This is a genomic window from Nocardioides sp., from assembly GCF_035503875.1.
Taxonomy (GTDB): domain Bacteria; phylum Actinomycetota; class Actinomycetes; order Propionibacteriales; family Nocardioidaceae; genus Nocardioides.
The window spans coordinates 1-18328 of sequence record NZ_DATJTA010000062.1; the positions used below are offsets into that span (position 1 = coordinate 1).

At 73.3% G+C, this 18328-nt stretch carries 14 protein-coding genes; 6 read left to right on the top strand and 8 right to left on the bottom strand.

What is annotated here, in order from left to right; genetic code table 11:
- Positions 1-34 precede the first annotated feature (34 nt).
- Positions 35-1321 carry a phosphopyruvate hydratase gene (gene eno / locus VMF51_RS14755; RefSeq protein ID WP_325475207.1) on the bottom strand — a complete coding sequence of 429 codons (1287 nt, stop codon included), beginning with the start codon at positions 1319-1321 and terminating at the stop codon, positions 35-37.
- A gap of 150 nt (positions 1322-1471) precedes the next feature.
- On the opposite strand from eno, the gene VMF51_RS14760 reads away from it, so the two are divergent.
- Entirely contained in the window at positions 1472-1921 is a 450-nt protein-coding gene (locus VMF51_RS14760) for a hypothetical protein (RefSeq protein WP_325475208.1), read from the top strand.
- 52 nt (positions 1922-1973) lie between these two features.
- Here VMF51_RS14760 and VMF51_RS14765 read toward each other — a convergent pair whose 3' ends face one another.
- Both VMF51_RS14765 and VMF51_RS14770 read right to left on the bottom strand, forming a co-directional pair.
- On the bottom strand, positions 1974-3242 hold the full coding sequence (locus tag VMF51_RS14765; RefSeq protein WP_325475209.1) for a collagen-like protein: 1269 nt from the start codon (positions 3240-3242) through the stop codon (positions 1974-1976).
- A 64-nt stretch (positions 3243-3306) separates the two neighbouring features.
- Entirely contained in the window at positions 3307-4380 is a 1074-nt protein-coding gene (locus VMF51_RS14770; protein WP_325475210.1) for a glycosyltransferase, read from the bottom strand.
- A gap of 49 nt (positions 4381-4429) precedes the next feature.
- Here VMF51_RS14770 and VMF51_RS14775 point away from each other — a divergent pair, with 49 nt between their 5' ends.
- Positions 4430-4987: a tetratricopeptide repeat protein gene (locus tag VMF51_RS14775; RefSeq protein WP_325475211.1), complete on the top strand. Its 558-nt coding sequence runs from the start codon at positions 4430-4432 to the stop codon at positions 4985-4987.
- A 7-nt stretch (positions 4988-4994) separates the two neighbouring features.
- On the opposite strand, the gene VMF51_RS14780 is transcribed toward VMF51_RS14775, so the two are convergent.
- The 4 genes from VMF51_RS14780 to mfd form a co-directional block, all read right to left on the bottom strand.
- Positions 4995-6560, bottom strand: a complete 1566-nt coding sequence (locus tag VMF51_RS14780) for a glycosyltransferase 87 family protein (RefSeq protein WP_325475212.1) — start codon at positions 6558-6560, stop codon at positions 4995-4997.
- A gap of 7 nt (positions 6561-6567) precedes the next feature.
- Positions 6568-7173, bottom strand: coding sequence for a MazG family protein (locus VMF51_RS14785; RefSeq protein ID WP_325475213.1), 606 nt, complete (start codon positions 7171-7173; stop codon positions 6568-6570).
- On the bottom strand, positions 7166-7849 hold the full coding sequence (locus VMF51_RS14790; RefSeq protein WP_325475214.1) for a hypothetical protein: 684 nt from the start codon (positions 7847-7849) through the stop codon (positions 7166-7168). Before VMF51_RS14790 ends, VMF51_RS14785 begins: the two co-directional genes overlap by 8 nt.
- A 281-nt stretch (positions 7850-8130) precedes the next feature.
- Entirely contained in the window at positions 8131-11670 is a 3540-nt protein-coding gene (gene mfd / locus VMF51_RS14795) for a transcription-repair coupling factor (RefSeq protein ID WP_325475215.1), read from the bottom strand.
- A gap of 450 nt (positions 11671-12120) precedes the next feature.
- Between mfd and VMF51_RS14800 the strand changes: the two genes are divergently transcribed.
- The 4 genes from VMF51_RS14800 (at position 12121) to VMF51_RS14815 (ending at position 16856) form a co-directional block, all read left to right on the top strand.
- Positions 12121-13644, top strand: a complete 1524-nt coding sequence (locus VMF51_RS14800; RefSeq protein ID WP_325475216.1) for a sensor histidine kinase — start codon at positions 12121-12123, stop codon at positions 13642-13644.
- Positions 13641-14336, top strand: coding sequence for a response regulator transcription factor (locus VMF51_RS14805; RefSeq protein WP_325475217.1), 696 nt, complete (start codon positions 13641-13643; stop codon positions 14334-14336). Before VMF51_RS14800 ends, VMF51_RS14805 begins: the two co-directional genes overlap by 4 nt.
- Before the next feature lie 184 nt (positions 14337-14520).
- A complete protein-coding gene (locus tag VMF51_RS14810) occupies positions 14521-15843 on the top strand; it encodes an MFS transporter (protein ID WP_325475218.1) in 1323 nt (440 codons plus the stop codon).
- On the top strand, positions 15840-16856 hold the full coding sequence (locus VMF51_RS14815; RefSeq protein ID WP_325475219.1) for a hypothetical protein: 1017 nt from the start codon (positions 15840-15842) through the stop codon (positions 16854-16856). The genes VMF51_RS14810 and VMF51_RS14815 overlap by 4 nt, the downstream gene beginning before the upstream one ends.
- A gap of 95 nt (positions 16857-16951) precedes the next feature.
- Here VMF51_RS14815 and VMF51_RS14820 read toward each other — a convergent pair whose 3' ends face one another.
- Positions 16952-18304: a glycosyltransferase family 4 protein gene (locus VMF51_RS14820; protein ID WP_325475220.1), complete on the bottom strand. Its 1353-nt coding sequence runs from the start codon at positions 18302-18304 to the stop codon at positions 16952-16954.
- Positions 18305-18328 lie beyond the last annotated feature (24 nt).

Below are 18328 nucleotides of genomic sequence, written 5' to 3' on the forward strand. Positions count from 1 at the left end.
GGCGCGGTCACTCATCGGCGCACGATCCGGGTGCTCACGAGCGCCGACCCGAGTTGGCCAGGGCGTCGCCACCGAGGTAGGCGGCGGTCTCCTCCCCCAGCTGCTCCTCGATGCGGAGGAGCTGGTTGTACTTGGCCACTCGATCCGACCGGGCCGGTGCACCGGCTTTGATCAGCCCGCAATTGGTGGCGACGGCGAGATCGGCGATGGTGGTGTCCTCGGTCTCGCCGGAGCGGTGGCTCATCATGCAGCGGTAGCCGTTGCGGTGCGCCAGCTCGACGGAGTCGAGGGTCTCGGTGAGCGAGCCGATCTGGTTGACCTTGACGAGCAGCGCGTTGGCCTGGCCGCCGGTGATGCCGCGCTGCAGCCGCTCGACGTTGGTGACGAACAGGTCGTCGCCGACGAGCTGGGTCTTCGTGCCGAGCTGGTCGGTGATGGCCTTCCAGCCGTCCCAGTCGTCCTCGTCGAGCGGGTCCTCGATCGAGACGATGGGGTACGACGCGACGAGGTCGGCGTAGTAGGCGGTCATCTCCTCGGCCGACTTCGAGCCGCCCTCGAAGGTGTAGGTGCCCTTCTCGCAGAACTCGCTCGCGGCCACGTCGAGCGCGAGCGCGATGTCGGTGCCGAGCTTCAGGCCGGTGCTGCCGATCGCCTCGGCGATCAGGTCGAGCGCGGCGCGGTTGGAGTCGAGGTTGGGGGCGAAGCCGCCCTCGTCGCCGAGGCCGGTGGCCAGGCCCTTCTTCTTCAGCACGGACTTCAGCGCGTGGTAGACCTCCGTGCCCTGGCGCAGCGCCTCGCGGAAGGTCGGGGCGCCGATCGGCGCGATCATGAACTCCTGGATGTCGACGTTGGAGTCGGCGTGCGACCCACCGTTGAGGATGTTCATCATCGGCACCGGCAGCACGTGGGCGTTGGGGCCGCCGACGTACCGGTAGAGCGGCAGCTGCGCGGAGTCGGCCGCGGCGCGGGCGACGGCGAGCGAGACGCCGAGGATCGCGTTGGCGCCGAGGTCGGCCTTGTTGGGGGTGCCGTCGAGCGACAGCATCGTCTGGTCGACCAGCCGCTGGTCGTCGGCGTCGATGCCCTCGATCGCCGGGCCGATCTTGTCGATGACGCCGCCCACGGCGTTCTGGACGCCCTTGCCGAGGTAGCGGTCGCCGCCGTCGCGCAGCTCGACCGCCTCGAACGCGCCGGTGGAGGCGCCGCTGGGGACCGCCGCGCGGGCGAACGAGCCGTCGTCGAGGACGACCTCGACCTCGACGGTGGGGTTGCCGCGCGAATCGAGGATCTCGCGCGCGCCGACAGCTTCGATGGATGCCAAGGAACTGCTCCTGAGGAAGGACGAGTGGATGCGCGGCCAGCCTAGACCTCCGGGTCCGGCGTACGGCGCAGGCCGCGCCCGGCCGGACGCCCGGCCGCGTTCCGCCTTTTCCCGCCCCACGCCTCCTGCGGGCCCGCCGGTGCCGACGGCATGACCGGCCCGACCGGCGAGACCGGTCCGACGGGGCCCGCGGGCACAGCCGAGATGTCCTACGGCTACGGCCGCACCGTGAACGCGACGAACGCGAACCCCGGCACCAACAACACGGTGACCTTCGCCGGGCCGCTCACCCACGGCGACGTGACGAACGAGGGCGACGCCTTCTCCGTGACCGCCGGCACCTACCAGGTGACGCTCTCCGCGCGCTCGGAGTCGACCTCCACGGCGATCTGGTGGGTGGACACCGCGTCGGACTACACCGCCCATCCGGGCAGCCAGCTCTCGTTCCCGGCAGCGGCCAGCCCGTCGGCCGCCGTCACCGGGTCGGTCACCTTCGTCACCACCGTGACCGACGGAGCGATCTTCCGGCCGCGCTACGTGAGTGGCACGCAGGCGAACTTCCGCGACGTGCAGCTCACCGTCGTCAAGCTCGCCGGCTGAGCGCGACCCTGCGGAGTCGCCGCCCGTCTCGAGGCGGCGACTCCCCGGCGGGTCAGCTCGTGAAGGAGGCCTCCAGGCTCAGGCCCATCGCTCCCCCGGTCGCAGCGTTGCTCTCGATCACCCAGACGGCGACGGTGTCCTCGTCGAAGGTGACGTTGGGCGAGTCGGAGCACATCCGCGGCGAGGTCGAGCCGGTCACGTTCGTCAGCTGGCAGGACGCCGCCTGCGTGTACGACGTCGATGTCGCGTCGGCCGTGTAGAGACGCGCGGTCACGGTGCCGAGGTCGCTGGTGGTGCTGGCGAGGCCGCGGACCCGGATGGACTCCAGGGTGGTGCCCGGCACCAGCGTCGCGTAGACGTGGATGTTCGTCGTGCCGGTGATGCCGAGGGGCGAGCCTCCGGGACCGGCGCTTCCCCCCTGGGCGCTGGCCGGACCCGACGGGTTGGCCCAGAAGAAGTTCGTCGAGCTGAGGGGTGTCACGTTCACCGAGGCGGTCAGGACGGCCGGTTCACCGCCCGCCTCCCCCGTCGCTCCGGTGGGACCGGGGATGCCCGCCGCGCCCGTGACGCCGGTGGCACCCGTCGGGCCGGTGGCGCCCGTCGGGCCCATGGCACCGGTCGGACCGGTGGCGCCCGTCGGGCCGATGCTCCCCGCGCCGCCCGCCGCGCCGGTGGCACCGGCCGTTCCGGCGAGGCCGGTCGCTCCGGTGGCGCCGGTGGCCCCGGTGGGACCCGTCGGCCCGGTCGGCCCGATGTCGCCCGCCATGCCGATGGCGCCGGTCGGGCCGGCGACACCGGCTGCGCCCGTGGCTCCGGTGGCGCCGGTCGCCCCCGTCGGCCCGGTGGGTCCGGTGGCGCCGATCGGCCCCGTGGCTCCGACAGCACCCGTGGCACCGGCCGCACCGGTCGCACCCGTCGCGCCGTCGGCGCCGGTAGCACCCGCCGCGCCCGTCGGACCAGCAGCGCCGGTGTCGCCCGTGGCACCGACCGCGCCGGTCGCCCCCGCCGCGCCCGTGGCACCCGTCGCGCCGGGCGCTCCAGCGGGACCCGCCGATCCGGCCGTGCCCTGCGGACCCTGCGGGCCGGTGGCGGCCTTGCGGAAGCCGCGCTTCCAGCGGATGTGGTCCTCGGAGGGACGGCACTGACGGACGTTCTTGACGATCCGGATCTTGCCGGTCTTGACGCTGAAGCAGGCGCTGATGACCCGCCCCTCCGGCGCCGCTGCCGCTGCCGCGGTCGCACCGCCCGCGGAGACGAGCGTGGCCAGGGCCAGCGAGGCGAGGGACAGGGAGGCGGTGACCCGTGGGCGAGGGGGGATCATGGCCGGAGTGTAGTGAAGATCCGGGGTTCGGGTAGGGCTTCGGCACAACCCTTACCCGGGGACCTCACCGGCCCGAGAAGTGCTCCAGGTTCGCCTGCAGCCGGGGGTCGTCGGGCCGGGCACGGAGGGCGTGCTCGGCCGCCGGGCGGCCCTCGTCGTACCTGCCGGACCAGAAGCAGCTCACGGCCAGCTCGTCGTGGGCACGCCAGGCGTAGGAGTCCGCGTCCACGAACAGCGCGTCCGGCGCCGGGAGCGGGATCGTCGTCGCGACCCGGGCGTACAGGACCGCGACCTCGTGACGGCCGCGCTCCCGCTCGACCCGCGCCAGGTCGACCAGCGGCTCGCTGCGCCGCGGGTCGGCCGCGTAGGCCTCCAGGTAGGCGTCGGCGACCTCGGCGGCGGGCCGGCCGAGCAGCTCCAGGCAGCGGCCGACCTGGAACAGCGCGAACCAGCGCTCCTGCTCCCACCCGGCCCGGTTGGCGGCCCGGACGCGGTAGGCGTCGAGGGCGCGCTCGTGCTCGCCGGCGTCGCGCCACGACTGCGCGAGGTAGAACTGCGTGCGCGGGTCGCCCGGGTTCGTGCGCAGCTCGTCGGCCAGGATCGAGGCGTCCCGGCGGTAGGTCTCGGGATCGCGGGAGCGAGCCCCGTCGTGGTGCTGGAGGATCCGCGGCGCCGCGATCCGGTCGGTGCGGGCGTCCTCGAGGTGCAGGTGCTCGTGCAGCACACCGGACCAGCGCCAGGGCCGGTCCAGGCGGACCAGGTGCAGCCGGCCGAACCGGCTGGCGCCGTACGCGACCTCGAGCTGGTAGCCGTCGGCGGTGAGCGCCGGCCACTGCTCGGGTACGTCGACGAGCTCGTCGTCGGCGTCGATCCACAGCGTGTAGTCGCCGGGGCGTGCGTACGGCGAGGCGCGGGCCGCCCGGAGGACCTCGTCCCGGTTGTGCCCGAAGGACACCCAGGGACGTTCGACCAGCTCCCCGGACACGCCGGCGAGGGCCCGCCGGACGAGGTCCGGAGTCCCGTCGGTCGACCCGGTGTCGCTGACGACCCACCACGCGATGTGCGGCCGGACGGTGCGCAGGCAGCGCTCGATGACCTGCGCCTCGTCCTTCACGATCATGTGGAGCCCGACGCGCATGGGCGACACCCTATGACCGGTTCCGCGCGGGCCACCTAGGGTGTGGCCCATGCCGAAGCCGCTGCGTCGCCTGAGCCTGGCCGCGTCCCTGCTGCTCGTGGTGGTCCTGAGCGCGTGCGGCGGCGACGAGCCCGACGACGCGAAGGCGGGCGAGACCGCCAGCGCCAGCGCGGCCGACTCCCTGGTCCAGCAGGGCCTGGACCAGCTCAACGCGGGCGACGCCTCGGCGGCCCGGACGACCTTCGAGAACGTGCTGGCGCTCGACCCCGGCAACGTCTACGGCCACTACAACCTCGGCCTCATCGCGCAGCAGGCCGGAGACGAGGAGCTCGCGCTCGAGCGGTACGACGCCGCGCTGGAGGCCGACGAGGACTTCACCTCGGCGCTCTACAACAAGGCGATCCTGACCGAGTCGAACGACCTGGACGCGGCGGTCGAGCTCTACGAGCGGGTCCTGGCGGTCGAGGAGACGATGGCGGCGGCGCACATGCGACTCGGCTTCGCCCTGCTCGAGCTGGGCGAGAAGGCCGACGCCGAGGAGCACCTCGCCCGGGGCGTGGAGCTCGACCCGGCGATGGCCGACGTGGAGCCCCCGTCGTACGACTGACGGCGGCTCAGCCGGCAGGCCGGTCGACCGGCAGCCGGAGGTAGACGTAGGTGGCGGGCGCACTGCCCACCAGCACGTAGTGCGCGTCGAACCAGGCGCGGAGCTCCGGCGTCCACGGGATGAAGTTGCTGTACGGCACGGAGAGCACGGCGTAGTCCGCCTCGTCGAGCCAGCGCCGCCACCGCGCCACGAACTCCGGCCGGTACGCCGTCGCCGTGTGCGGTGAGGTGAAGTCGTTGTCGGCGAACCAGAGGCCGTAGGGGTCCAGGGGGACGTCGCACGCCCGCGGGCCGTCCAGCCGATCGGCGACCAGCAGCGTCGTGGTCAGGTCCGTGGCCACGCACGAGCCGCGTGGGACGAGGCTGCGGACGAGCGGCCCGGGGTCGGCACTGGCCGCGGTGTAGTCGCGGGCACGGCCGAGCGTCCCCGGAAGTGACCAGGCCGCGCCCAGGAGGAGTGTCGCGACGACCACCACCGCGGGCCATCTGCGCGCTCCCACACCGTCGACGACCGCGTCGTACACGGCCGCGACCGCGAGGCCCGCCGGCAGCACCAGGAGGGCCACGAGGAAGTAGGCGTAGTGGTCGAAGAACTGGCGCGGCTGGAGCATCGCGGCCAGCACCACGGCGGCCGTGACCACAGTGACCACGTGCAGCCGGGTCAGGCGATCGCGGCGCGCGTCGAGCGCGACGCCGAGGGCGACCAGCGCGACGAACCCGCCGAGCAGCCACGGCGCCCACCCGACGGCCGGGCCGCCCGGCAGATCCTCCAGGCCGAGGACCACCGGCAGCCGGTCGCGCAGGTCGGCGCCCTGGTCGACGTCGCGGCGCAGCTGGACCAGCACGACGTCGTGGAGGAACCGTCCCGGCGCGGCCACCGCGAGCGGCAGGGTGAGGACCGCGAACCCGAGGACCACCCCCAGCGACCAGCCGCGGACCGCGCGCCACCGCGGCAGCAGCGCCAGGAGCACGCCGAGCGCCACCAGGACGCCGAAGACCTTGACCGCCGTCCCGACGCCGACCGCCGCCCCGGCGAGCACCAGCCGGCGCCCGCTCACCGGCTCGCCGTCCTTGGTCAGCAGCGCCAGCCCGGCCAGGCCGAACAGCACCAGGTAGGGCTCCAGGAGGAAGGTCTGTGTGGCGGCGTACGACGTGGGCATCAGGGCGAACGTCGTCGCCGTCACGAACACCGCCAGACGTCCCCGGCTGCGTACGACCGCGCCGGCGAGCAGGACGTTCGACCCGGCGACCAGCACGGTCGCGATCCGGGCCGCCGCCAGCCCGGTCGAGGCGTCCGTAAGTTCGCCGAGCGCGGCGAACGGGAGCCCCAGCCAGACGATCCCGGGCGGGTGCAGGAGGTCGTGGTCGAGCCAGGGCAGCGCCCCGTGCAGCAGCCGGACGGACGCGCCGAGGTAGACGCCGTCGTCGTACCCGGTGCCCGTGAAGGAGTGCACCCCGCGCAGGGCGTGCGCGGGAGTCAGCGCGGCGGCCGCCACCACCCACGCGAGCACCGCGCCCGGCAGCGCGGCCGCGACCGGCCCCCGGACCCACCGCGGCGGCTCCGGCCTCCTCACGACACGCTCACACCAGCCGGCGTACGGCGTCGCGGAGCGCCTGCTCGGGATCGATCCCGTCCGCGTGCGCCTCGGCGACCAGGGCGAGCAGCCGCTCCCCGATCCCCTCCCCCGCGGGTACGGCGGGCCGCCCCGCGCGCGCCAGCCGGTCGAGGACCTTGTCGGCGTACAGCAGCGCGGGCAGGGAGGCGGGCAGTCCCTCGGTCACGTCCGAGCGGTCCTTCTCGGCGGCCTTGATGGCCTGCCACGCGTCGTTGATCTCGCTCGGCGTACCGCTCGCGGCGTCGCCGAAGACGTGCGGGTTGCGACGGATCATCTTCGCGGTGATGTCGCGCGCGACGTCGTCGATCGTGAAGCCGCCGTCCTGCTCGGCGACCGCGGCATGGAAGTAGACCTGCAGCAGCAGGTCGCCGAGCTCCTCGCGCAGGTGGACGGCGTCGCCGGACTCGATCGCCTCGACCGTCTCGTGGGTCTCCTCGAGGAGGTAGCGGACCAGCGAGCGGTGCGTCTGCTCGGCCTTCCAGGGGCACTCGGCGCGCAGTCGCCGCATCACCTCGCGGAACTCGAGGAGCGGCTCGCCGCTCGTCGCGGCCTCGTCGCGGGGGTCAGCCACCGCAGCGCTGCGACTCCGGGAGATCGGCGGCAAAGCCCTCGGGGGCCTCGGCGGAGGTCGCCTCCACCGCGAAGTCGGTGGTCGCCACCGAGAGATCGTCGCGCGTGGTGATGATCTGGGTCTCGCCGATCTCCACGGCCTCGAAGAGGGGGTTCGTCTGGATGTCGGCGTCGGCCTGCCAGGCGCGCACCTGCTCGACCCCGGCGGTGATGATCGCCTCCTGGCCCGCGTCCGCGCCGACCTCCTCGGTGCCGATGGCGACGAGCACGTTGGTGAAGTACTGGTCGGCGGTGAACACCGGCTCGGCGGTCTCGACGTCGGCGGGGTCGGCGTTGCCGTACGTCGAGCGGTAGTCCTCGGAGCCGTCGGAGACGGTGGTGGGCAGGGTGACGTCGAAGTCCTCGAGGAGCTGGTCGGCCATCGCCCGCAGGGTGAGGCTGCGCTGCGCGGCGTTGCGGACCGCCGACCCGGCGAGGACCTGCCCGGCGAACCGTGGGTCGGACTTGAGCACCGCGCAAGCGCTGGCGGCGACGTCGTCGACCTCGATGATCGAGATCGTCTCGCCGTTGACGCTGCTGGCCTGCCCCGGGTGCACCCCGGTGGCGGTCACGCCGCACCCGGTGAGCGCGAGCACGGACACGGCGAGGACGGCGACGAGCGGACGGCGCAGGCTCACGAAGGCTCCTAGGTCGAGGCAGCGGACGCCCCGGCGCCCGGCCGGCATGGCGTCGATCACAGTGCGGCCCCATTGAAGCAGGCCCCCCTCACCCCCCGCTCGCCGAGTCAGCAGAACTTGCCCGCCGAGTCGGCAGTAGTTGCCCGCCGAGTCGGCAGAACTTGCAGTCAGGTCTGACGTGAAGTTCTGCCGACTGGACACGCAACTTCTGCCGACTCGACATTGCTGCTGACCTGCCTGCTGCTGACCTGCCTGCTGCTGACCCGATGACCGGTACGGCGTCAGGGGCGGGGGGTGTCGGGCGGGTCGATGATCGCGTCGATGACGCCGGCGGCCCACTGGAGCAGGGCGATGCCGTCGATGGGGCGGCCGCCGACGGGGGCGGTCTGGGGGCGCGGCACCAGGATGGTGTCGACCTGGGTCTTCACGATCGACTTCGGGTAGACGCGCATCAGGCGTACGACGCGGGACTCCGGCAGGCTGACCGGCGCGAAGCGGACGTTCTTGCCGGCGATGGTGACCTCGCCGACGCCGGCCTGGCGCGCGCGGGCGCGGAATCGGGCGACCAGCAGCAGCGACTCGACGACCTCGGGCGGGTTGCCGTACCGGTCGAGCATCTCCTCACGGATCAGGTCGACGTCCTCGTTGGCGCGGACCTCCGCGAGCCGCTTGTACATCTCCAGGCGCAGCCGCTCGGAGGGGATGTAGTCGTGCGGCAGGTGCGCGTCGACCGGCAGTTCGATGCGCACCTCGTTGAGCTCCGGCTCGCCTTCGCCCTTGAACTCGTGGACGGCCTCGCCGACCAGCCGGACGTAGAGGTCGAAGCCGACGTCGGCGATGTGACCGGACTGCTCGCCGCCGAGCAGGTTGCCGGCGCCGCGGATCTCCAGGTCCTTCATGGCGATCGCCATGCCGCCGCCGAGGTCGGAGTGCTGGGCCAGCGTCGCGAGCCGCTCATGGGCGGTCTCGGTGAGCGGCTTCTCCGCCGGGTAGAGGAAGTAGGCGTACGCCCGCTCGCGCGACCGGCCGACCCGCCCGCGCAGCTGGTGCAGCTGGCTGAGGCCGAGCGTGTCGGAGCGCTCGATGATCATCGTGTTGGCGTTGGACACGTCGAGGCCGGACTCGACCAGCGTCGTGCAGACCAGGACGTCGAAGCGCTTCTCCCAGAAGTCGAGCATCACCTGCTCGAGCTGCTTCTCGTTCATCTGGCCGTGGGCTGTCGCGACCCGCGCCTCCGGCACCAGTTCCTTGAGCTTCCCGGCCGCCTTCTCGATCGAGTTGACCCGGTTGTGGATGTAGAAGACCTGACCCTCGCGCAGCAGCTCGCGCCGGATCGCCGCGATCACCTGCCGGTCCTCGTAGGCGCCGACGTACGTCAGCACCGGGTGCCGCTCCTCGGGCGGGGTGGTGATCGTCGACATCTCGCGGATGCCGGTGATCGCCATCTCCAGGGTGCGCGGGATCGGCGTCGCGCTCATCGACAGTACGTCGACGGAGGTGCGCAGCCGCTTCATCTGCTCCTTGTGCTCGACGCCGAAGCGCTGCTCCTCGTCGACGATGATCAGCCCGAGGTCCTTGAACCGGATGTCGGGGTTCAGCAGCCGGTGGGTGCCGACGACGATGTCGATCGAGCCCTCGGCGACGCCGGCCATCACCTCCTTGGCCTCCTTGTCGGTCTGGAAGCGGCTCAGCGCCTTCAGCACGACGGGGAAGCCGCTCATCCGCTCGGCGAAGGTGGAGAGGTGCTGGGTGACCAGCAGCGTCGTCGGCACGAGTACGGCGACCTGCTTGCCGTCCTGGACCGCCTTGAACGCCGCCCGTACGGCGATCTCCGTCTTGCCGTAGCCGACGTCGCCGCAGACCAGCCGGTCCATCGGCACGACCTGGCGCATGTCGCCCTTGACCTCCTCGACCGTCGTCAGCTGGTCGGGGGTCTCGGTGAACGGGAACGCGTCCTCGAGCTCGCGCTGCCACGGGGTGTCCGGGCCGAACGCGTAGCCCTTGGTGGCCTGCCGGGCGGCGTACAGCTTGATCAGCTCGGCGGCGATCTCGCGCACGGCCTTGCGCGCCTTGTTCTTGCGCTTGCTCCAGTCGGCGCCGCCGAGCCGGTCGAGGCTGGGCTGCTCGCCGCCGACGTACCGGGTGACCTGGTCGAGCGCGTCGGCGGGGACGTAGAGCCGGTCCGGCGGGCCGCCGCGCTTGGAGGCGCCGTACTCGAGGACGAGGTACTCGCGCACCGCTCCCCCGACCTCGCGCTGCTTCATCTCCACGAACCGGCCGACGCCGTGCTGCTCGTGGACGACGAAGTCGCCGGCCGAGAGCTCGAGCGGGTCGATCTGCTTCTTGCGCCGCGCCGGCATCTTGCGCATGTCGCGCGTGGAGGCCTTCTGGCCGGAGATGTCCTCGCCGGTGACGAGGACCAGCTTGTTGGTGTCGTCGACGAAGCCCTGGGTCAGCGAGCCGCAGGTGACGGTGATCGTGCCGAGCGTGAGGTCCCCGTCGAGCGCGGCCGGGACGTCGCGCTCGCCGAGCACCTCGACCAGCCGCTCCGCGGGGCCGTGGCCCAGGTGGAGCACGACCGTGCGGTAGCCGTCGCCGCGCCACGCGTCGAGGTCCTTGATCGCCTTCTCGACGTCGCCGCGGTACGCGTCGACCGGGCGCATCGGCAGCACCCGGTCTCCCTCGTCCACGTCGAGCCCGAACGGGCTGACCGTCCACCACGCCTTGGACTGGCCCAGGGAGTGGTCGCGCACGTCGCCCAACGAGCGGTACGACGCCGCGCCCAGGTCGATCGGCGCCGTACCCCCACCGGCCGCGGCGGCCCAGCTCGCGCCCAGGAACTCCTCGCTGGTGGCGACCAGGTCGTGGGCGCGGCTGCGCGCCCGCTCGGGGTCGAGGACCAGCACGTGGGTGTCGGTCGGCAGCAGGTCGACCAGCAGCTCCATCTCGTCGACGAGCACGGGGGCCAGCGACTCCATCCCCTCGACCGCGATGCCGGCGGCGATCTTGTCGGTGAGCTCGAGCAGCTGCGGGTGGCTGCGCCCGAGCTCGGCCGCGCGGACGCGCACCTCGTCGGTGAGCAGCAGCTCGCGGCACGGCGGCGCCCACAGCCGCTCGACCGACTCGTGGGTGCGCTGGTCGGCGACCGAGAACGAGCGGATCCCCTCGACGTCGTCGCCCCAGAACTCCACCCGGAGCGGGTGCTCCTCGGTCGGCGGGAAGACGTCGACGATGCCGCCGCGGACCGCGAACTCGCCGCGCTTCTCCACCAGGTCGACGCGCGAGTACGCCGCGTCCGCGAGCCGTCGTACGACGTCCTCGAGGGCGGCCGTCTGGCCCGGCACGAGCTCGACCGGCTCCAGGTCGCCGAGGCCCTTGACCTGCGGCTGCAGGAGCGAGCGCACCGGCGCGACGACCACCTGCAGCGGGCCGTTCGACGCATCGGTCCCGGGGTGGCACAGGCGCCGCAGCACGGCGAGGCGACGCCCGACGGTGTCGCTGCGGGGGCTGAGCCGCTCGTGCGGCAGCGTCTCCCAGCTCGGGTAGTACGCGACGGTGGCGGGGTCGACCAGGTCGGCGAGCGCGGCGGTGAGGTCCTCGGCCTCGCGGGAGGTCGCCGTCACCGCCAGGACCGTGCGGCCGGCGCGGACCAGGCCCGCGACCACGAACGGACGCATCGCCTCGGGGGCGGTGAGGTCGAGCGCGGAGACCAGTGCCCCGCGGGCGTCGTCGAGGGCGCCGCTGAGCGTCGCGTCGGCGAGGACGGCGTCGGCCAGCTCCGCGAGGGCGGCCGAGCGGGGAGGGGACACGACGCTGGACACGGGGAGCTCCTCGAGAGGGGTGGCACAACACGGCAGCCCCCGGTCACGGATGACAGGGGGTGGACTCGGGCGATTCTACGGGCCGCGGAAGCACCGTCGCCGCGGCCCGATGCCCAGGATGGGTGACCAGGTCAGACGAACGGCCGTCGACGACCACGTAAATTGGGGATGCCTCTTAACAGACATCCGTAGATCCTGATATCCGGACGTCCAGACCGGCTCGGCGCGTCATGTCACCCACACCTAATCAAATTGTGGTATCCGGCTCCGAATGACTGTCTCCCCCCCGTGCCCCGTCCTACGTTCCTTGTCGTGGAACGGATCGGGACGTCCACGAGGACACGGGGGGTCGAGGACACGGCCCGTCAAGGGAGACCCGGGAGCCGCACGACTCCCGGATCAGGTGGGTTCCGGCCGGCCCGGAAGCCAACAGGTCTTGCGAGGGGACACATGGCCACGATGCGGTATCCGGGGGAGAGTTGGAACTGGCGCGGTAGCGCCCTGATCGTCGCGCTGGCGGCCACGCCGCCCGCACTCATGTGGTGCCTGGACGAGGGGGTCCGCTCCTGGAGCGCCGCCGCCACGGCCAGCCAGCTGACCATCGCGCCGCTGGTCCTGCTGGCGGCGGCGGCCCTCTACGTCCAGTACAAGGTCGTCGGCGACCGGATCTACGCCTGGCTCAGCCTGGGCATCGCCCTGCTGGGCGTGCAGAGCCTCAGCCTGGCGATCATCCGCCTCGGCGGCCCCGACGGCTTCCTGAAGCGGGGCAGCCTCATCGAGCTCGCGGACATCGTGCTCGTGCTCGTCCTGCTCTCCCTGGCCCGGGCGCCCTTCCGGGCGCGGTGGCGGGTCGACCCCTTGGGCGTGGGGCTCCTGGCCGGCCTGGTCCTGACGGTGGCGCACCTGCGGCTCCTCGAGCGGATCCCCGCCCTGGACCTCTCCGGCCGGCTGATGCTCGTGCTGCACGCCGGCACCGCCCTCGCCGGCATCGCGATCGCGCTCCGGCTCTCCCGCACCCGGGGCCTGCCCGCCTGGGCGACCGCTCGGATGACGGCCGCCGTCCTGCTGTTCATGGTCAACCGCGCGGCCACCTGCCAGCCCACGGACACCGCCCTCACCGGGATGATCACGGTCGCCAGCGGCGTTGCCGCCACGGTCCTGCTGGTCGGCGTCACGGCCGGGACCCTGCGGATGACCGTCTGGTCCCAGATCACCCGGCTGGAGCGCGTCAGCGAGCAGCTCGCCGAGGCCGAGGGCCGGCTGAACGAGCAGCGGGCCCGGCTGCACGAGATCACCAACAGCATCGCGGGCATCGCGTCCGCCTCCAGCCTGATCCGGCGCCGCGTCGACCTCACCGCACCCCACCAGGTGCGCCTGGAGCAGATGCTCGAGCGCGAGTCGGCGCGGCTGGCCCGGCTGCTCATGAAGCAGCGCGACCAGCAGACGAGCCAGGTGGCTCCGCTGTCGCCCCCGCCCGAGGCCCCCATCGGGCTCGCGGTCCCCGAGCGCGACACGCTCTCGCCGACGACCGACACCGACCGCGAGGTCGTCGACCTCGACGAGGTCCTCACCCCGCTGGTCGTGGCCCAGGAGGCGGTGGACCACCCGGTGACCTGGACCCCGAGCGGGCTGAGCGCCTACGGCAACGCCGACGACGTCGCCGAGGCGGTGAACATCCTGCTCGACAACGCCCGCAAGCACGCGCCGTCGGCGGCCACCCGGCTCCAGGCGCGGACCGAGGGCGAGCAGATCGAGATCGTGGTCTCGGACGACGGCCCGGGGGTCGCCCCGGAGGTCCGCGAGGACCTGTTCGTCTGGGGTCGGCACGGCGACGACTCGCACGGCCAGGGCCTCGGGCTGCACCTGGCCAGACGACGGCTCCACGACTCGGACGCCTCGCTGGAGCTGGTGCCCTCGGAGGTCGGCTCGACCTTCGTCATCACGCTCCCGTCGCTGGAGAGGGTCGGATCATGACGCGAGGCAGCACCGGCACCCGGACCCTCATCGTCGAGGACCACACGCTCTTCGCCGAGTCCCTGGAGATCGCCCTGTCGATCGAGGGGTACGACGTCCAGCGGCTCGCCGTACCGTCGTCGGCCACCACGACCGCGAGCCTGCTGGCCAGCATCGCCCGGGTGCGACCGCGCATCGTCCTGCTCGACCTGGACCTCGGCACGTTCGGCGACGGCACCCGGCTGATCAACCCGATCGCCCGGATGGGCGCCAACGTCGTGGTCGTCACCGCGTCGCTCGACCGCGCCCGCTGGGGCGAGTGCGTCCGCTACGGGGCGCGCAAGACGATGTCGAAGGCCCAGCCGCTGCAGGAGATCCTGGCCGTGGTGCGCCGGATCAACCACGGGCTTCCGGTGATGGACGTCCAGGAGCGCGAGGAGCTGCTCGCCCTGTGGCACCGGGAGCGGCAGGACCGGCAGGAGCGCCGGCGCCGGCTCGAGGAGCTCACGGCGCGCGAGCGGGAGGTGCTGGGCCACCTGATGGCCGGACACCCCGTGCGCGACATCGCCCGGCTCAGCGTCGTCTCCGAGGCGACCGTGCGCACGCAGGTGAAGTCGATCCTCGCGAAGCTCGAGGTGAGCTCGCAGCTCGCCGCGGTGGGTCTGGCCTTCAGCCTGGAGTGGCAGCCCCCGACCGTCCACCGGGTGTCGTGACGTGAGCGCACCCCTCCGCGGCCGCCGGCTCCCCGATTTCGGGGAACCGCGCGGCCACCGGCTCCGGGCCGCCGGCACATGCGCTGTGCTGGGGGCACGGAGAGGGATCCGGCCGGACCGGCCGGGAAGCTGCCCCGGCCGGGTCCCTTCCGTCCACCACCGGTCCTGGTCCCGGTGAGCGGCCGTGTACCTCTCCCTGCGGGACCGGCCCGGCGCCGGCCCCGCGGCCGACCCGTCGACTGACCCCTCCACTGAGACGGACGCACCCACCGGCACCTCGGCCCCCGGGGCCGACGGCTCCGCGACATCCGGCCGGCCCGTCGGCCGCACGGTCCTGGTGCTCGGATTCGTCAGCCTGCTCACCGACATCTCCTCGGAGTCCGTCTCCGCGATCCTGCCGCTCTACCTCGCCGTCGTCGTGGGGCTCTCCCCCGCGGCGTACGGCGTGGTCGAGGGGCTCTACCAGGGCGTCAGCGCGCTGGTGCGGATCGGCGCCGGCTGGGTCTCCGACCGCACCGGTCGCCCCAAGTGGGTCGCGCTGAGCGGGTACGCCGCCTCCGCGGTCTCCCGCGTGCTGCTGCCCCTCGTCTCCGGCCTCGGCGCGATCTCGGCGGTCATCACCGCCGACCGGGTCGGCAAGGGGATCCGCACGGCGCCGCGCGACGCGATGATCGCGGCCGACGCCGAGCCCGAGCACCTCGGCCGGGCCTTCGGGCTGCACCGCTCCCTGGACGCCGTCGGCGCGTTCCTGGGGCCGGTGCTCGCCTTCGTCGTGCTCTGGCTGATCCCGGGCGGCTACCGCTCGGTGATGGTCCTCTCGCTCGCGTTCGCCGTGCTCGGCGTGGCGCTGCTGGCGCTGTTCGTGCCGGCGAACGCCGGGGCCGTCGCCCGGCCCGCACCCGAGCCCGCCCCGCGCGCCGACCGGGTGCGCTGGCGCGAGGTCCCGACGCCGGAGCTGCTCCGGGTGACCGCGGTGGCGGGCGTCCTCGGGCTGCTGACCGTCGGCGACGGCTTCGTGTACCTGGTGCTGCTGGACTCCGGCGGCTTCGCCGCGCACTGGTTCCCGGTCCTGTACGTCGCCACCAGCGCGTCGTACCTCCTGCTCGCGCTGCCGCTGGGCCGGCTCGCCGACCGGTTCGGGCGCGCCCGGGTGCTGGTGCTCGGGCACCTGGCGCTCGCCGCGGCGTACGTCTGCGCGACGCTGCTCGCCGACCGCTCGGTGGTCGCGGGCACGCTCGCGACCGTGCTGCTGCTCGGCCTGTTCTACGCCGCCACCGACGGCGTGCTCTCGGCGGTCGCGGGGCAGGCCGTCTCGGAGCGGGTGCGCGCGAGCGGCATCGCCCTGGCCCAGACCGCCGTCGCGCTCGCCCGCCTGGTCGCCGCCGTCGGCTTCGGGGTGCTGTGGCTGGTCGTCGGCCCCACCGCCGCGCTGCTCGGGGTGGCGGCGGCGCTGGTCGTCGTGGTCCCGCCCGCCCTCCGGGTGCTGAGGCCGGGACGGGCCGGATGAACGGCCGCGTCCGACTGGCGGCGTTCGCCGGGCTCAGCGTGGCGGTGCTGGGCGGCAGCACGGCGTACGCCCTCCACGAGCGCGCCGACAACGAGGCACGCGAGCGCACGCCACCGAGCGTCCCGACCGCCGTGCCGAGTGCCGCCGCGTCCGGCCCGTTCATCGCGTTCCGGCACACCGGCGTCGACCAGGAGTACGGCGTGGTCGCGACGGTCCCGCTCGGCGACCCGTCCGGCGCGCGCGCGTTCACCGACGTCGCGTGCGACCGCGTCGACGCCACGGCCACGACCCGCTCCTGCCTGCGGACCGGCCGCGGCGTCGTCACGTCGTACGACGCCTTCGAGCTCGACGACGCGTGGGCCGAGACCGGCTCCGCGCCGCTGCCCGGACTGCCGAGCCGCACCCGGCTGTCCGACGACGGCACGCTGGTGGCGACGACGGCGTTCGTGAGCGGGCACTCCTATCTCTCCCACGGGTTCTCCACGGCCACCGAGATCCGCCGCGTCGGCGGAGAGAGCCTCGGCAACCTCGAGGAGTTCGCGCTGGAGATCGACGGCCGGAAGGCCGCGCCGCGCGATCGCAACCTGTGGGGCGTCACCTTCGCCGACGACGACCGCACCTTCTACGTCACCGTCTCCAGCCGCGGGCGCACCTACCTGGCCCGCGGCGACCTGGAGACCCGCACCATCGAGACCGTCGCCGCCGACGTGGAGTGCCCGTCGCTCTCCCCCGACGGCACCCGGGTCGCGTTCAAGCAGGCCGACCGCCGCGGCGACGGCCGCCGCTGGACCCCCGCCGTCCTCGACCTCGCCACCGGGGAGCGCACCGTGCTCACCGGCGAGGAGCGCAGCGTCGACGACCAGCTGGAGTGGCTCGACGACGACACCGTGCTCTACGGCGTCCCCCGCACCGACGCGGCCGGCGTCAGCGACGTCTGGTCGCTCGACGTCGCCCCCGACGCGGAGCCCGCGGTGCTCATCGAGCAGGCGTGGTCGCCGAGCGTCGTGCGCTGACGATCGACGGCCGACCGGACGTCGTACGACCCGGTCCCCACAGCGACCAACCCGGATGACGTCCGAGGACGTCATCCGGGCCGGGTGGGGGTCGGTCAGGCGCCGAGGGCGTGGTCGCGCTGAGCGGGGGGCAGCGGCCCGCGGGCGAGGACGAAGCGGGTCAGCTCCTCCTCGGAGTCCACGTCGACGAAGTCGGGGACGCCGGCGTCGCGCGGGATCTGCTGGAGGTCGCGGCCGGTCAGCCGGTCGTAGACCCCGACGTACGCCGCCGCCTGGGGACGCCAGTCGAGCTCCTCGCTGACCCGGGTGCGGGCGGTGCGCGCCATCCGGCAGCGCAGCTCGGGGTCGTCGAGGATCCGCTCCACGGCATCGGCGAAGGCCATCACGTCGCCGGAGGCCACGTAGAGGCAGGCGTCCGCGCCGGAGACCCGGGTCTCGACGAGGTCGAAGGCGACCGACGGGAGGGCGTAGGCCATGTACTCCATCGTCTTGTTCATGGTCGAGACGTCGTTGAGCGGCGTCTTGCGGTCGGGGCACAGCCCGACGGCGGAGGCGCTCAGCTGCTCGGCGATCACCGGCAGCCCGACCCGGCCGGTGAAGGTCACCACGTCGTCGAGACCGAGCTCGCTGCTGCGTCGTACCAGGTCGTCGTAGCAGTCGCCGAAGCCCATCAGCACCGCCTCGACGTCGGAGCGGCCGCGAACGTGCACGAGCTCGTGGACGACCTCCAGGACGACGTCGACGTTGTCCTGCGGCCCCATCACCCCGAGGTAGGCCAGGCGGTGCCGGCCACCGGGCGCGGCGTCCGGCCGGGGCAGCACCGGGCGCATCGTCTGCGTGTCCGGGCCGCTGCGGACCACGGTGACGTCGGCGGCGCTGCGCCGGCCGCGCTGCATGGCCACCCGCTGGTAGGAGCGGTTCGTGGAGACGACGTGGTCGGCGGTGCGGTAGGTCATCCACTCCAGCCAGCGCAGCAGGCCCAGCTGGGCGCGGCTCGTGCGGCCGGTCGGCTCGCCGAACCGGGAGAGGAACAGCTCCGGGTTGAGGTCGTGCTGGTCGTAGACGAACCGGACCCCGCGGCGCTTCCACAGCCGGGCCAGCGCCCAGTAGGTGTCCGGCGGGTTGCAGGCCTGCAGCAGCTGGAAGGGCTGCTCGCGCCAGACCTTGCGCGAGAGCAGCGCGGTGCGCACCCAGCTGTAGACGAACTCGACGAGGTAGCCCAGCGCACCGGAGGCCTCGGGGGCCGGGCGGTACTTGAACACGCGTACGCCGTCGATCCGCTCGCGCGCGGGGTCTCCGGGACCCTTCGGGCAGATCACCGACACGTCGTACCCGGCGGCCCGCAGGGCCTGGCACTCCAGCCACACCCGACGGTCCAGCGGGACCGGCAGGTTCTGCACGATGATCAGGACATGGGGCGGGCCCGCAGGGGTGGTCGTGTGCTCCATGACCACACCCTGCGGGCCCGTGGG